Below are 15,489 nucleotides of genomic sequence, written 5' to 3'. Positions count from 1 at the left end.
CTATGTCTCTTCTCTCCCTTCCGGTTGCTACGCTTGGAACGCCTCGGATCGGTCCGAGGCGCGAGCTCAAACGCGCGCTCGAAAGTTACTGGGCCGGCGCAATCAGCGAACAGCAATTGCTCGAGGACGCAGCTGGCCTGCGTGCTGCGAACTGGGCTCGCCAAAGATCCCTCGGTGTCACCGTCATTCCGTCCAACGATTTCTCGTTGTACGACCAGGTGCTCGACACCTCCGTCATGGTTGGTGCCATCCCGGAAATCTACGCCTCGAAAACCGAACCGGTTTCACTCAAGACGTACTTCGAGATGGCCCGCGGTTCACAGTGGGACCGCCAGACTGCGAGTTGCAGCCACGGATCGGGCGGATATGGCGCGCCCGCACAGGAGATGACCAAGTGGTTCGACACCAACTACCACTACATGGTCCCTGAATTTCATCGGGGACAGACGTTCCGGCTGTCCTCTCGCAAGCCTGTCGAGGAGTACGAGGAAGCCAAGGCCCTTGGGTTCCAGACCCGCCCTGTCCTGATCGGGCCGGTCACATTCTTGAAGCTTGGCAAGAGTGCGGATCCTGCGTTCCGGCCCCTGTCGCTCCTGGATGACCTGATACCGGTCTATGTCGAGGTTCTGCAAGAACTGGCCAAACGGGGAGCAGACTGGGTTCAATGCGACGAGCCCTGCCTGGCCCTTGATTTGGATGAGGATTCGCGAAAATCTTTGCTGCACGCCTATGACCGGCTCACCACGGAGGCCCCTGACGTCAAGATCATGGTCGCCAGCTATTTTGGCGATCTCGGCGACAATCTGGATACGGCGTTGAACATGCCCGTTGCCGGACTGCATGCGGATCTAGTTCGCGCGCCGAAGCTGTTGGAGCGGATTATAGCTGCCCGCCGACGCGATCTCATCATGTCGCTTGGTGTCATCGACGGACGAAATGTGTGGCGGTCGGATCTGTCGGTACTCCGCCAGCAGCTGGAGCCCGCCGTTGCGAAGCTAGACAGGCACCGTGTCCAGATCGCTCCATCCTGCTCGCTGCTTCATGTGCCGGTCGATGTTGAACTCGAGATCGGGCTCGCTTCCGATGTCAAGAGCTGGCTTGCTTTCTCGGTTCAGAAGATGCGTGAGCTTGCGATCCTGGCGCAAGCGCTCGCAGGTGACCAGAACGTTGCGGAAGCTGTTGCGGAATCGCAACGTGCCGCGACCGCCCGCCGAACTTCGCCGAAGATTCGTGATGCCAATCTCGCTGTGCGGATGAAAGCTATCGACCAAACCATGCGCCGGCGCGCCAGCCCATTTGTCCGTCGTGCCGAGATCCAACGCAAGCGCTTCGCACTACCGGCTTTTCCTACCACGACGATCGGATCGTTCCCGCAGACTATAGAGGTCCGTAATGCCCGTGCGGCACACGCGCGAGGCGCGATCAGCGACGAGCAATATGACAAATTCCTCAAGGAGGAGACTGCGCGCGCTATACGCTGGCAAGAGGACATCGGTCTGGACGTCCTCGTACATGGCGAGTTTGAGCGCAATGATATGGTGCAGTACTTCGGCGAGCAACTCGCCGGCTTCGCATTTACCAGGAATGGTTGGGTGCAATCCTATGGCTCGCGCTGTGTCAGGCCACCGATCCTATTCGGAGATGTTTTGCGGCCAAAGCCGATCACCGTCGACTGGTGGCGCTACGCGCAGTCACTGACCGGCAAGCCGGTGAAGGCAATGTTGACCGGACCGGTAACGATCTTGAACTGGTCGTTTGTTCGCGATGATATTCCAAGAGGCGAGGTCTGCCGCCAGATTGCGCTCGCGATCCGAGACGAAGTGCGCGATCTCGAGACAGCCGGGGCGACCATGATTCAGATCGACGAAGCTGCACTCCGCGAAGGATTACCCTTGCGTCGATCGGAGTGGGCGGCCTATCTTGAGTGGGCCGGGGATAGCTTCCGCATCTGCTCATCGGGCGTTGCTGATCGAACGCAGATTCATACGCATATGTGCTACTCGGAGTTCAATGACATCATCGATGCGATTGCTGCAATGGACGCGGATGTCATCTCGATCGAAACGTCGCGCTCGAAGATGGAGCTGCTCGACGCGTTCAGGAACTACAAATATCCCAATCAAATCGGGCCGGGCGTATATGACATCCACTCTCCCCGCATTCCCGAGGCAGGGGAAATGAAGGAGCTGATCGCATTGGCTCGGCAGCGGTTGCAGGATTCGCAGCTCTGGGTAAATCCGGACTGTGGTCTGAAGACGCGCAAATGGGAGGAGGTTCGCCCGGCGCTGGTCAACATGGTCGCCGCCGCCCGCGAACTGCGCGCAGCATCTGATCGGCCAAGCCACTGATCCTGCACTTGGCTCTCTCTCTCTCTCTCTCTCTCTCTCTCTCTCTCTCCTTGCGGAAGCTGATCCGCTTCTATTCACCTGCGCTCTCGATCGTCTGGACGGAGCTTTGGATGAGCATAAAAAAGCCCGGCCGCGTTAGCAGACCGGGCGAAAGTCAAGTCTGAGAGGAAGCGACGCTGACGCATCGCCGACTTCCATCGGAGGAGGGAGGACAGCCGATGGTCCGATCGCCGGCGAGGACATTCGCCGTAAATCTGAACCCAAGCTAAAGCACGGCTCAGTGTAGCTCAATTATGCCGGGGTATGCGCCCGGTGTAATCGAGTATCGGAAAACTACACCAAGGTTTGTCGCTGATGAGCACTTTCACAAGGTTTATCGACTAGAGCAATGAGGGTGGTGACGCCCAACGGTCGAATCTCGGCCGAACCTATGTGCAATCGGCGGCGCTTTGAGGCCGCTCGATCAGCGTGACTATACGGGAAGATGCGAAGGAACCGTTGAGCACAGCCAGTACAAGTTGGTTGTTATTGACTCGAGCACTGCTCGGGTCGGCGGTGTCTGGTTCCACTCAATAGCCGAGTTTCGGCTCGAGGCTCTGTTTGGGTTCGAGAGCGGATCGACGCTGGCGTAACACAAGCGTGAAAGTGGCGGGATGCCAATCGGGCCGGCTTCTCAGTCGTGACATCGGTTCCGGCCCGAGGCATAAGCCGGCTCACCGTGTCGGGTTCGGGAAGTGACCTGTTCGACGCATCGCAAGCGATTCAGAGCGTATGCTGAGTAAAGCGTTGTGCGGGATGGTATCCTGTGAACGCATTCTTGACTGTCGCAGTCCATATATCCTGCGGCTCGGCCAAGCATTGCGCATCACGCGCGCTTCGTCGGTTTCGTCTTTTGCTGCATGTAGGACCGCAGCACGGCGTTGATGCGCCGTTGATAGCCTTCGCCTTCGCTCTTGAAGAAGTCGAGCGCGTCCCCGTCGACGCGAATGGAAATAGCCTTCTTCTTTGCGACCAGCACCGCATCGGACCAATCAATATCCTTGAAGTCCTGCCAATCGGTATCGTTCTCCATAGTGGTCTCGATCTCTGCGTCGGTGAGCGCGTCGATACGAGCCCAGTCAGACTTGCCACTTCGGCGATCGCCCCATCTTCTCCTTATGGTTCTCTCTTTCTTCATTCTTCCTCGCGCGAGCTGCTGAAGTGTCCGAACCCTAGTCCTGCGCCGAGTCGAGCCCACGGACACCACCCGATCTACGATCCTCTGTCGGCGTGTTGTACATACATTCGTCAAGACCGAAGTGCGGGATTGTTAGACAGGCGAACCCGCCTGTCCTCGAGGATCAGACCGCCAGACTGTGCGTAGCCCCGCACCGAGGAAGGTGAGCGTCGAACGCCGAGGCGACGCTCCGGACGAGGAACTCGGCGCCATCGACTAGTGAAAGCCGGCCATTGTCAACCACGACGACGCCATCTGCGATAAGGCCGTCGAGTCTGGGCCGATCGACAACGGCCGACTCCGGATCCCTGCCGTGACGGCGAGACGTCTCGGACAGATCGATTGTCATGTCGCACATAATCCGCTCGATGATCTCCGCCCGGTAGCGATCATCATCAGTCAGTAAATAGCCCTTCGCCGTCGCGAGCCGATCCTCGGTGATGCGGGCGAGGTAATCCCTGGTCGAGACGGCATTCGCCACGAACCCCTGTTGCGGGCGGCCGATGGCGCTGGCACCGAGACCAATAAGGGCGTCCGCGCAATCGTCAGTGTACCCCTGGAAATTGCGCCGCAACCTGCCGTGCTTCGCCGCCACAGCGAGATTGTCGTGCGGCAGGGCGAAGTGATCGATGCCGACCCGTACGTATCCAGCGTCAACCAAAGTGTGAGCTACCATTTCCGATTGGAGATAGCGCTCGACGCTGTCGGGCAGAGTGGATTCGTCAATCTTGCGTTGATGCTTCTTGAAGGTCGGAACGTGCGCGTAACCAAAGGCCGAAAACCGGTCCGGATACAATTCGAGGCATTTGCCGACGGTATCCAGGCACGAATCGACCGTCTGCCCGGGCAGCCCATACAACAGGTCGAAATTGATCCGGCAAATGCCGGCGTGGCGTAACCGCTCGACCGAAACTGCGGTCTGCTCGAAGCTCTGCGGGCGGTTGATGGCCTGCTGGACGACCGGGTCGAAGCTCTGCACGCCAAGGCTTGCCCGGTTGACCCCGCTATAGCCCAGGGCTTCGGCCATCGGATTGCTCAACATGCGGGGATCGATCTCCACGGCGATCTCGGCATCAGGCAGGAGGGCGAACGAATAGCGCAACGAGCCGACCAAATCGGCGAATGCTTCAGGTGTCAGGATCGTCGGCGTGCCACCGCCGAAGTGGATATGAGAGATTGGCTGTCGTTGGCCAACGGCTTCTGCAACGAGGTAGGCTTCAGTGCGCAATCCAGCCGTATAGATCGCGATCGGATCGTCGCGTTTCGTGACAGATGTGTGGCAGCCGCAGTACCAGCACATGCTTCGACAAAATGGCACATGCACGTAGATCGAGGCGGAGTGCTGGCCCCCCAAAGACTTGAGCCAAGCTTTATAGTCGAGCTCGCGAACTGACGCTGAGAAATGAGGGGCCGTCGGATAGCTGGTGTAGCGCGGCAGTCGGTGCTGCCCGTAGGATTGTGCCAATTCCGGTCGCATTCGGATGCCTTTCTCGCTCTCCGGCCCGATTATCGGACGGGCGCTGAGGAAGCTTTGCGCTGTCTCAAATATCGCAGCTGCTGATGGGGGGCGGCTTTGACGTAATTGGTAGGTTATGCCGGCGGCGCATACATCGTGCTTGGGGTCGCGATTAAGCGGTCACACGTCTGGAATGAGCATTCTTGGCGATGCGCCCTCCTATAGCTCGTCATGATTCAATCGTGCCAGCGTTGGACGAAACGAAAGCATCGGTCGGCGGACATGAGAGGTGCACCGTTTTGCGCGATATCAATGCGGCGTGGCCAAGCCTGTTGTGATCCTTGCCGTCGATCACGTTTGAACCAGACCCATGGAGGTTCGGCCATGGCTCTTGCACCGGCAGTCGAAGCAAGCGATCATCGGGCGCAGAAGCATTCTGGCTGTGCGAAGCCTGATAGCCAGCGAGGCATCCTTGCGATCTTCATTTGGCGATCTTCATTCGACTGGATGAGGATGATGTCCATCGTCCTCCTGAAATGGCAGCGATCAATTTGGGCCATCCGTCTCGGTGCCGTGTCGCGGGTTGCCGCCCATTGCGGACGAAAATGCGAGTGAGCTCCGTTCGGCTTCAGCTTCTTGTTCCAATTGTAGAATATGCGCTCTCAGCGCATCGGAAGCCGCTTCAGCTGTCTCGCTGAATAGCGGATCTCCGTGATCGGTGAGGGCGCAAGCGACTTCGGCCCAATCCTGAGCCGATAAAGCCTCAAGCGCGGCGGGGAAGAAGTCTCGTTCTTCCCACATCATGTGGTGCCGCTCGCGTACTATAAAGTCGCGCACGATGTTGCCGACGTCTTGCCGAAGGACTTCACGATCTGCCAGGACACCATCAATGGCGCGAGCGAAGTGGTGCAAGCGGTCGATGACTTCCTGATGCTCATGCGCGAGATCAACGACCATTGCGGCCGCATCCGGATCGCGCCTCTTGAGCTTGGAAAAGATCAAGTCCTCTTGAGGATGATGATACACCTCAGGGTAAACCTCGAAATAGCTGATAATTGCGCGGATCACCTCATAGTCCGGACGATCTCCACGCTCAAAAATCTCCAATTCGCGTTGAAGGGCGACCAGAAGCAGATCAATGTTGCGATGCTCTCGAAGCAAGCGACCGATGATCATTGCGGTGCTCCATGGGGAAAAATCTAATTTAGCGGCGATTTGTGCCAGCGCTGCTCGGCGCACAGAAAGGAGTGCGCCGCCCTGCCCGGAGCTGGCGCAAATCACATTAGCCAAAGTTCTGCGCAAAGCGGTTGGACAATGTGTCCTTGCGGAGCTCGACTCGGCGAGTGGTCGGCAGGGCGATCGCGCCATTCTGCTCAAGCTGAGTGAAAGTGCGCGACACCGTCTCAATGGTCAAGCCAAGGTAATCTGCAACATCTTGCCGTGACATGGGCAGATCGATGGCAGCGTTCTTCGTAGTGCGGCGAGATATGTCGAGCAGGAAGGCGATGACCCGTTCTTCTGCGCTGCTGATCAGGAGCATCGAATGCGCCTGGAAACGGCGGAGCTCGAGCGCCATCGCGTCCCAGAGTTGCCTTGCCAGTTCCCTCTCGTGGCTGGCGCGAAAGATGACAGCGCTGCGCTTCACCATTAGCAGGTGTGTCTCGCAGATCGCCTCGGCCGAAGAGATATGGCTTTCTTCGGCCTCAAAGCCAAAGATGTCACCGGGCAAATAGAACGCGCCGATCTGACGACGTCCGTCTTCCAGAATCTTGTAGGTTCGCACAGCCCCCGATACCACCTGATAAAGGTATTCGGCTGCTTCGTCCTCTCCGTAAATCTCGCTATTGCGTGTGAACCGCATCGGTGTCGCAATCATACCAAGTGGTCCACGATTGTCAGATTGCCCACGCAAGACGTTGGGTGGATGGCGGCTGGTCTCAGTAAGGCTGGCGGCCTGGGCGTACATGGCGGACTCTGCTGGCGAACGTCGTTGAGACGCAGATTGGTCGCTCCTGACAAATTGTGAAATCTCGATGTTTTACCTAAGTAGAAGCCACTAGGTATTTACACGTAAGCTCTTGATGAGTTCCTCTTGAACGACGCGCGAGGCGGGTCCCCTGTCACTCGAACGTGCTCAAATCAGATTGGGCCAGCTTTGGATCGGAAGCTGTATGCTGACTTGGCCGCCCGCCACGGAAACAATCCAAAGCGCGCGGCCGCACCGGTGAAGAGCTCCAAGAGCTGTCGTTCACAGTCACTTTCAGCCCGCCGCAGGAGGTCTCCTTCGCAAATCATGCCTCTGATCCTGTTCAGCACGGGTCGGCCGCGGAGATGACGAGGCGGGATCATTAGGATCGTCGACGCTGACGACGGCCCCGGTCGTCACTTCATGTGGTCCGAGTTGGAAGCTGAATCATAGAGCTAGGCTCGCGCGACATATTGACCTGGCTCAACAGCCGGCTCGGCCGCACTCCGGCAATCTTAGAAACCGGAGGAGAATCGTGATCCAGCCTGATGTTGAGCTCGGGCATCGTCGGATGCCGGTGACGCCGATCGCGACACCATTTTGATGGCATCCTGGCGGATCTGGCGACATGCTGCCCCTACGGTCTTACCCTCAGTGTGACATCAGGACCGGGATGTTGATCCCGCGAAGCATATGCCCCGCGGTGCCGAACAGCCTCTCCTGCAGCCGAAAGCGACCGTATCCTCCCATCACCAGCAGGTCGAGGCTCTCGTCGGCCGCAAGCGACAGGAGGGGGCGCCGCGCTGCCCGCGTTGTCGGAAGTGACACGACCTTCGCAGGAAGTCCTGATTTTGCAAGATACTCTCCCAGATGCGCGGTGGAACTCTCTGCCGGGACTTTGTCCGGAGCGGTGGTCGCGATGATGGTGAGGGCATCGGCTTTACACAAAAGTGGCATCGCATCGTGCAACGCGCGGGCCGCACGGCGGCTGCCGTCCCAGCAAACCCCCACCCGTCTGATCGAAAAAGCGCCGTGGAAGATATGTGGCAGGTACAGAACAGGTCGACCAGCCTGGGAAAGGATCTCCCTGGGGATCATATTATCGTAACTATCGTGGCCGCTCTGAGGCTGTGTGACGATGGTCATGTCGTGGACTCGCGCGCTCGCGCAGATGATGCGGCGCGCGTCTGCTGGAATCGCGCTCAGCGCACGACTCGTATAGGAAATGCCGGCATTCCGCGCCTGCAGATCGAAGATATGAAGCGCTGCTTCGGCTCGCTCTAATGCAAGCGCCTGCTCGACGTCGAAGACCGAAGTGGCGGCCGTTACGCCGATCGCAAGAAGCGGAATAATGGTTCTCTCGTAACCGATGGCTACAACGTCAAGGTGCGCGCCGGTGCTCAGTGCGAAGGAAATCGACCCGTTGATTGCAGCCCGCGCCGGGAGCTCCGTCGGAAGGTGAACCAGTATATTCCCGAGCATTGTCGTTCTCCGAAGTCAAAGACCCCCTGCCTCGGAGCACAATCCGGGCCCGCATTTGATCCGCTTCATATGCGCCGCTGAACGTTCCTGACCACGATCAAACTGGCAAGAAGCGGGTCTCACGATAGTCCACGGCCAGGAATAGTCCTCGTCTGTGTTGCAAAATTTGCCCCCTGCAAAGAATCCGCAGGCGATTTGAGGCTCCACCGCATCGGGAACATGACCTGCTCGGCGCGATCTGCTTACCAGCTTGATGCGTGAATAGGGCATTCCGTCGCTTGCGATGTTGCTAGAGCCCGGCGGCGATGGCTATTCGCATCAACTCGGACATGCTGCGAACATTGGTCTTTGCCATGACGTTCGCCCGGTAAACCTCGACCGTTCTCGGGCTGATACCAAGATCATGGGCGATCACCTTGTTGATCTTGCCGGCCAGTAGTCCCTGCAGGACATCACGCTCGCGCGAGGAGAGGTCTGCCAGGCGGGCTTCGGCCTGCAGTTTCGTCGTATCGTCAGCTGGTTTGGTTGGCCTTGCTTCCAAGACGCTATTGATCGCACGCAATAGCACCTCGTCTTCGAAGGGCTTCTCGATGAAGTCGACCGCACCCGCTTTCATCGCTTCGACTGCCAGCGTTACGTCGCCATGACCAGTTATCAGGATGACGGGACAGTCGACGCGATCGGCCTTCAGTTTGCGGACCAGTTCCAGGCCGCTCATGCCCGGCATGCGGATGTCCGACACAATGCAGTCAACCGGACCGCTCGCGGCGTCACCGAGAAAGCCGCTCGCCGTCTCATAGGTTGCTACGCAGAAGCCTCTAACATCAAGCAGAAACGCGAGCGAGTCCCGCATCGCGGCGTCATCGTCGATCACAAGAATGCGCCGCATGGTCATGCTTCTTCATCAGCCTCCGCAAATGGCAGGGTAAACTGAAAGACCGTGCCGCCGCCCGGATTGGCTTCCACAACGATGTGACCGCCATGGGACTCGATGATCGTCCGGCAGATTGATAGTCCCACACCCATGCCATGCTCCTTGGTCGTGACAAAGGGCTGGAACAGGCGGTCGGCGACATCAGGGCTGATGCCAGAGCCGGTATCGGCGACGGTAAACCTGGCGAGGCCGTCGACTTTGGTAACTCCGACGGTCAATTCGCGACGCGGGCTGGATGCCATCGCCTCGATCGCGTTTCGTATCAGGTTCAGCGCGACCTGCTGGATCTGGATCTTGTCCACGATCATCGATGGCAGATCGCGATCGCTGCGGATCGTCACCCGCACGCCTTGCTCCTTGGCGCCCAGCAAGGCCAGAGCGACCGCCTCTTCAAGCAGGGTGAGCGGATTCTCCGTTGTGTGCTCCGTCTCGCCTTTGGCAACGAATTCCCGCAGGCGCTTGATGATATCGCCGGCACGCAGAGCTTGCTGGGCAGCATGTTCGATGGCATCACCAATACGGTTGGCGTCCGGCTTGTCTGACGCCAGCAGCGTCGCGGCGCCGCGCATGTAGTTTGTGATTGCGGAGAGCGGTTGGTTGATCTCGTGGGCAATAGACGAGGCCATCTCACCCATGGCGGTCAACCGCGAGACGTGCACGAGCTCAGACTGTAGTTCCTGCAATCGGCGTTCTTGCGCTCGTCGTTCGGTGAGGTCTCGGATGAAACCGGTAAAGAATCGTTCACCGCGCACTTTGGCCTCACCGACGGCAAGCTCCATTGGAAAGGTCGAGCCGTCGCTTCGCTCGCCGACCACGATACGGCCGAGGCCGATAATGCGCCGCTCTCCGGTAGTCAAATAGCGTTCAATGTAGCGGTCATGCTCGGCACGGTAGGGTTGCGGCATCAACCTGGATACATTCGCTCCGACCACTTCGTCCGGAGACAAACCGAATAAACGCACTGCCGCGGCGCTGAATGAGCGAATGATTCCCTTCTCGTCAATCACGATCATGGCTTCCGGCACGGTGTCCAGGATCGACTGCAGATGGGCTTGCCGGTACCGCGCCTGCTCTGATTCTCGCCGCAGCCGATCGCCCATGAAGCCGAGCAGGAGGCCAAGTACCGCGAGTCCGGCTATATCGACCATGCTTGCAAAATCGGAGATGAGGTTGTTCCCAAGACATGCCGCGCTGATGGTGAGGCAGAGCAGCGTAGCGAAGATGGCCGGTCCGCGGCCACCAGCGAAAGCGGCAAAAACGATGACTGGAAGGTAGATGATCGTGAACGTGCGGTCCTGAAGATACGGATCCAGCGCCGCACGAAGCACGAGCGCCAGCGCGGCGCCCGCCGCGGCTGTGCCATAGCGGTACCAGATGTGGTCGGACATGTTTCCCGGCAAACCCTCTCATTCGATCGACTGTACATAGTTTGTTTATGTGAGGCGACCGGATGCAGCCGCGTTTCGTTACGCTATCTATTGTGTGCAGCGCGGCCGCCGCTATCTCGGCCAGATGCGCCAGTGCGTGGGCTGCACAGCGACGTGCTCTCCGGTCATGGCCTTGATCCAGCCGCCGAAGATCCGGCGGCAAGGAAAGACCAACCGATGAATGGTATTACCCTCGATCACCGCGATCTCCAGCTCCCGATCAAAGGGCGCCGTCTCAATGCGCTCCCACGTCAAGTTGCCAATAGATCCTGGACGGTGTTCATCGCCGCTGACTGACAAAATCAGGCAACCTTCCGAATGCTACGGGCGAGATCGCTCGGCCACTGCGCCAACAGCCTCAGCCTGATCTCGCCCAAGCGGGCGCATGGTCTCGATCACGCCAGTTGCGGTACGGATGCTTTGGGGCGGAGCGTCGCCGATCCTGTCGTGCTGGGACGTGATCCGATCGTCGACCGAAGTATTAGGGCTGCGAAGCAGTTCCCGGGATCCGGTCGAGTCGAAGCGGACCAGTTCGAGCCAGCGCTGGTTAGTATTGATTACTGTTGTACTGCAACTGGAGTGGACTGCCGTTCCCGCAAGCGTGCCCGCGAGGACATTTGTCGCCGTAGTCTATCATGTCGAACATCCTTTGTCGGTCGGAAGTCTCCCCGTCCCATGAGTTCAGCGTGGGGCGTGGAGTCTTGATGCCCTCCAGCGCGCTCTTGCGAGTCTGGCGGCGTGTCCGTGCGGGAACGGTATGACGCCGGAATTCGCTTGATGGCATTCGGATGGGCCAGCTGCGCGCGGTCCGAGCACCGCGCCGATCCGCGGGTCGATAAAGTGGCCAGCATCACACCCGGCGCAGGTGACCGGGTGCAGCCGGCTCGGGTGCGCCCGGCAGCGGTGCTTGAACCCACTTGCCGGTAGCTGGATACGAAAAGATCATCGGGCGTCAAGGCTTTCCATCTGCCATGTGTCTGAGCTTGACTGGAAGGTCGTTTCTATCCGCAAGCCGCCGCCGCTGTATTGATGCAGGTCAAAAAGAAGCTGATGCGCGTTTAGAAACGGGCGAGGGCGAGCGGCCACTGTCAGTGCGTTGCCGGTCGCACCGCGAGTCATTCGACGGAGCCGCGCATCGATCGACACAATCGCCAGCGTGTAGCGAGTTTGATGGAAATCAAAATGCAGGACGCGCAATGTGCAAATGTTGAGGCGCAGCGCACGGGCATTGCACCATGACAACGCGCGTCATTGAGCTGCGAGAGTCGCGAAGGAGATAGTAAGTTGATTGCTCGCCTTACATTGTCGTTGGTCTTGCCCGCGCTGATCGCAGCGATCGGCTACGGCGCCGAAGTCTTCAACCTTGGGCTTATCGAAACCTTGGCTGCGACTAGCCTGATGATCGGCTTTGCCGTTGCGGCGGCAGGGTGGACTATCACGAGCGAGACGAGGCCGGTTCGCCTCATTTGCTCACGTGCGGGCAGTTCTCGCCGCCGGTAGTCCTCGGCCGCCGGCGCTGGTCAGAAATGCCATTGCCCGCTGCCCAGCAATCAGCCAGAGCTGTCAGGAACGCTTTGTGACACTGCTAAGCACCGGTGTCACAAGCTTCCACATTGCCGGCGGTTGAAGTTGGAATTGATCGATGATCGCCAACGCAGGCGTAACGGTTCATTCTGCTCACAACCGTCTCTTGAGAAGTGTCTGGATCAGCGTCTCAACTCTGCCGGCCCAAAGCGTGAGAAGACGAGAAGCTACTGTTCCTGAGCCACTCAACCAATGTGATCCGCCAAACCTGGACGCTTGGTGATTTGCAGCTTCTTCGGGACGAAAGAGCACTCGCATCACTCTCGACCTTATCTCGATGGAGCGAGAATCTTTTTGGGGGCTGCTTGAGACAAATCAAACACTCGCCCGGCGCGGCTGGCAGAATGCAAGATAAGCAAACGCACGGGAATAGGATATCATGCCTTCATTTAACGTTCGGTTCATCAAGACCGTTTGTGACGATACCGGTCACGAGCATCGTGCCTGTCAGGCGGCGTTCCAGGTGCATGCAGCCTCGTTGAGTGCTGCTGCACAGCAAGCAGAAACCGATTTCTGCAAGCAAAAAGGTGTTCGTGATTGGACCATCTTCGCCGATGCGATGGAGCTTCGAACCCCGCCTGCATTGCCTCCGGCATGGGGTGGTTGAGCTCGGCTAGGGAAGTCCTCGTAGAGGCAATCCGCGAATTCAGGCACGAGACTTACAAAACGTCTTCCCGAGCGTCGATCGAGAGAACAGCTCGCGATGCTGCCGCCAATTGAGCAGGCCGCCCTCTTGTCGGCGACAACCTCGTAGACCTCGCCCGGCATTTGCCGGCCTGCGTTTCTGCGGGCTCGCAGCGCATCGTCGTCCGGCAGGGGCAATCCGGATCGACGATTTTCTTCCACAGACGGGCCTTATTTGATGAATGTCAAAAACAAGTCTGCCGCCGGCAGCTATGGCTGCTGTGAGGGGTATGACACATGGTTAGCCAATCTGGATATGTCGGTCGCCCTTGGGGGTTCAAGAATCTGCTCATCCGGTTACGAGCAAAGCTGTCCCGGACAGCCGAATTGGCCTATTTGAGCGCGCAGGACATCGACGCGATCGCACGTGAACTTAATCTGTCCACGTCCGACTTTCGAAAGATGGCGCAAAGTCCGGGCTATCCTGAACGCTTAAGCAAGCGCCTCGCTCTTGCCGGCTTTTCCGAGAATGCGCTAGCCTCCCGCCATGGAGACGTGTTGCGCGATTTGCAGCGGGTATGCGGCCTTTGTCAGACCAAGATCCGCTGCGCCGCCGACCTCGAGCGGTATAAGTCTGTAAATCCCCTCAAAGGCTGTCCCAACGAACATACTCTGCGCGCGCTCGCGCGTGAGATCGGCAGCGCTCCGCGCTGTCTTGACGATTGATCGCGCTCGATCGCCCCGTCCCCGGAAAATGTAATCTCCTGGCAAGCCCGCTTTCAAAGAAGGCCAAGACATGACAAGCCCATCCCTCGCATCGAAATCCATGACCATGGGTGAAGCAGGCCTGTTCTCGGTATTCGCTGTTTCTGCCTACGTTTGCTTTTTCGCGGGGGCGATGGGGCGCGATCCTGCGTTCACCTTCCACGCATTGATCTCGTCCGCCGCAAGTCTGGCGGCCGCAGCCGTCATCCTCAATCGGTACTATGAACGCCCGGCGGATTTGCCACCGGCGCAGATCAAAGGCCGGCCGAATTACAATCTCGCTCCGATCAAATTCGCCTCAGTGATGGCGATGTTCTGGGGTATCGCAGGCTTCTCGGTCGGCGTTTTTATCGCCTCGCAACTTGCCTGGCCCGCACTGAATTTCGATCTACCTTGGACGAGCTTCGGCCGACTCCGCCCGCTGCATACGTCGGCCGTGATCTTTGCGTTCGGCGGAAACGTGCTCATCGCGACCTCCTTCTACGTCGTGCAGAAGACCTGCCGCACGCGCCTCGCCGGCGATCTCGCGCCGTGGTTCGTGGTAGTTGGCTATAATTTTTTCATCCTGATCGCGGGCACCGGCTATCTGTTCGGTGCCACCCAGTCAAAGGAATACGCCGAGCCCGAATGGTACGCCGATCTCTGGCTCACCATCGTCTGGGTCACTTATCTCATCGTCTTCCTGGCGACATTGGTGAAAAGGAAAGAGCCGCACATTTTCGTCGCCAACTGGTTCTATCTCGCTTTTATCGTCACCATTGCGGTGCTCCACCTCGGCAACAATCCCGCATTACCGGTCTCCGTGTTCGGTTCGAAATCCTACATCGCCTGGGGCGGTGTGCAGGACGCCATGTTTCAGTGGTGGTACGGCCACAACGCGGTCGGTTTCTTCCTGACCGCCGGCTTTCTGGCCATCATGTACTACTTCATTCCGAAGAGAGCCGAGCGCCCGGTCTATTCCTACCGCCTCTCGATCATCCACTTCTGGGCGCTGATCTTCCTCTACATCTGGGCCGGCCCTCACCATCTACATTACACCGCGCTGCCGGATTGGACGCAGACCCTGGGCATGACGTTCTCGATCATGCTGTGGATGCCCTCATGGGGCGGCATGATCAACGGCCTGATGACACTCTCTGGTGCCTGGGACAAGCTGCGCACGGACCCTGTGCTCCGCATGCTCGTGGTCTCGGTTGCCTTCTATGGCATGTCGACGTTTGAGGGCCCCACCATGGCAATCAAGGTGGTCAACTCGCTCAGCCATTACACCGACTGGACCGTCGGCCACGTGCATTCCGGCGCGCTGGGTTGGGTCGGCTTTGTATCGTTCGGTGCGCTCTATTGCCTGATTCCCTGGCTTTGGAATCGCGAGCTGTACAGCCTCAAGCTCGTCAACTGGCACTTCTGGATCGCCTCGATCGGGATCGTGCTCTACATCTCGGCGATGTGGGTGTCTGGTGTCCTGCAGGGCCTGATGTGGCGCGCCTATACCTCGCTAGGTTTCCTCGAATACTCGTTCATCGAGTCGGTCGAGGCTATGCATCCCTTCTACATCATCCGCGCCGCGGGGGGCGCAATGTTCCTGATTGGTGCGCTGATCATGGCCGCCAATCTCTGGATGACCGTGAACGCAAAGCAAACCGATCAAATCCAGGACACTGGAGCGCTCCAAGTCGCGGAATAGGTC

13 protein-coding genes are annotated in these 15,489 nt (G+C 58.6%); 4 read left to right on the top strand and 9 right to left on the bottom strand.

The genetic code is table 11. The features are described from left to right. Nucleotides 1–2: 2 nt before the first annotated feature. Complete coding sequence (metE, locus tag J2R80_RS40010) at nucleotides 3–2,348, top strand: 5-methyltetrahydropteroyltriglutamate--homocysteine S-methyltransferase (RefSeq protein WP_253641079.1); 2,346 nt, start codon at nucleotides 3–5, stop codon at nucleotides 2,346–2,348. Nucleotides 2,349–3,213: 865 nt separating this feature from the next. Here metE and J2R80_RS40005 read toward each other — a convergent pair. From J2R80_RS40005 to J2R80_RS39965, 9 genes are all read right to left on the bottom strand, one after another. After that, nucleotides 3,214–3,525: a BrnA antitoxin family protein gene (locus J2R80_RS40005; protein WP_253640555.1), complete on the bottom strand. Its 312-nt coding sequence runs from the start codon at nucleotides 3,523–3,525 to the stop codon at nucleotides 3,214–3,216. A 163-nt stretch (nucleotides 3,526–3,688) separates the two neighbouring features. Further along, nucleotides 3,689–5,041 carry an oxygen-independent coproporphyrinogen III oxidase gene (gene hemN / locus J2R80_RS40000; RefSeq protein ID WP_253640554.1) on the bottom strand — a complete coding sequence of 451 codons (1,353 nt, stop codon included), beginning with the start codon at nucleotides 5,039–5,041 and terminating at the stop codon, nucleotides 3,689–3,691. 525 nt (nucleotides 5,042–5,566) lie between these two features. Then, on the bottom strand, nucleotides 5,567–6,196 hold the full coding sequence (locus tag J2R80_RS39995; protein WP_253640553.1) for a hemerythrin domain-containing protein: 630 nt from the start codon (nucleotides 6,194–6,196) through the stop codon (nucleotides 5,567–5,569). Between the two features lie 106 nt (nucleotides 6,197–6,302). Beyond that, nucleotides 6,303–6,986 carry a helix-turn-helix domain-containing protein gene (locus J2R80_RS39990; protein ID WP_253640552.1) on the bottom strand — a complete coding sequence of 228 codons (684 nt, stop codon included), beginning with the start codon at nucleotides 6,984–6,986 and terminating at the stop codon, nucleotides 6,303–6,305. A gap of 651 nt (nucleotides 6,987–7,637) precedes the next feature. Further along, on the bottom strand, nucleotides 7,638–8,468 hold the full coding sequence (locus J2R80_RS39985) for a universal stress protein (RefSeq protein WP_253640551.1): 831 nt from the start codon (nucleotides 8,466–8,468) through the stop codon (nucleotides 7,638–7,640). Between the two features lie 289 nt (nucleotides 8,469–8,757). Next, nucleotides 8,758–9,363, bottom strand: a complete 606-nt coding sequence (fixJ, locus tag J2R80_RS39980; protein WP_253640550.1) for a response regulator FixJ — start codon at nucleotides 9,361–9,363, stop codon at nucleotides 8,758–8,760. Then, the gene (locus J2R80_RS39975; protein ID WP_253640549.1) at nucleotides 9,360–10,790 is read right to left on the bottom strand and encodes a sensor histidine kinase; all 1,431 of its coding nucleotides are present in this window, start codon (nucleotides 10,788–10,790) and stop codon (nucleotides 9,360–9,362) included. The genes fixJ and J2R80_RS39975 overlap by 4 nt, the downstream gene beginning before the upstream one ends. A gap of 111 nt (nucleotides 10,791–10,901) precedes the next feature. Further along, nucleotides 10,902–11,084, bottom strand: a complete 183-nt coding sequence (locus J2R80_RS39970) for a hypothetical protein (RefSeq protein ID WP_050421514.1) — start codon at nucleotides 11,082–11,084, stop codon at nucleotides 10,902–10,904. A gap of 687 nt (nucleotides 11,085–11,771) precedes the next feature. Further along, entirely contained in the window at nucleotides 11,772–12,071 is a 300-nt protein-coding gene (locus J2R80_RS39965) for a hypothetical protein (protein WP_253640548.1), read from the bottom strand. Nucleotides 12,072–12,792: 721 nt separating this feature from the next. On the opposite strand from J2R80_RS39965, the gene J2R80_RS39960 reads away from it, so the two are divergent. From J2R80_RS39960 to ccoN, 3 genes are all read left to right on the top strand, one after another. Next, complete coding sequence (locus J2R80_RS39960; RefSeq protein ID WP_253640547.1) at nucleotides 12,793–13,020, top strand: hypothetical protein; 228 nt, start codon at nucleotides 12,793–12,795, stop codon at nucleotides 13,018–13,020. Nucleotides 13,021–13,424: 404 nt separating this feature from the next. Further along, nucleotides 13,425–13,763: a hypothetical protein gene (locus J2R80_RS39955; protein ID WP_253640546.1), complete on the top strand. Its 339-nt coding sequence runs from the start codon at nucleotides 13,425–13,427 to the stop codon at nucleotides 13,761–13,763. Between the two features lie 70 nt (nucleotides 13,764–13,833). After that, a complete protein-coding gene (ccoN, locus tag J2R80_RS39950; RefSeq protein WP_253640545.1) occupies nucleotides 13,834–15,486 on the top strand; it encodes a cytochrome-c oxidase, cbb3-type subunit I in 1,653 nt (550 codons plus the stop codon). Nucleotides 15,487–15,489 lie beyond the last annotated feature (3 nt).

Origin of the sequence: Bradyrhizobium sp. USDA 4541 (assembly GCF_024171085.1) — a bacterium.
Lineage (GTDB): Bacteria > Pseudomonadota > Alphaproteobacteria > Rhizobiales > Xanthobacteraceae > Bradyrhizobium > Bradyrhizobium australafricanum.
This window is presented reverse-complemented; position numbering and strand designations above follow the sequence as displayed.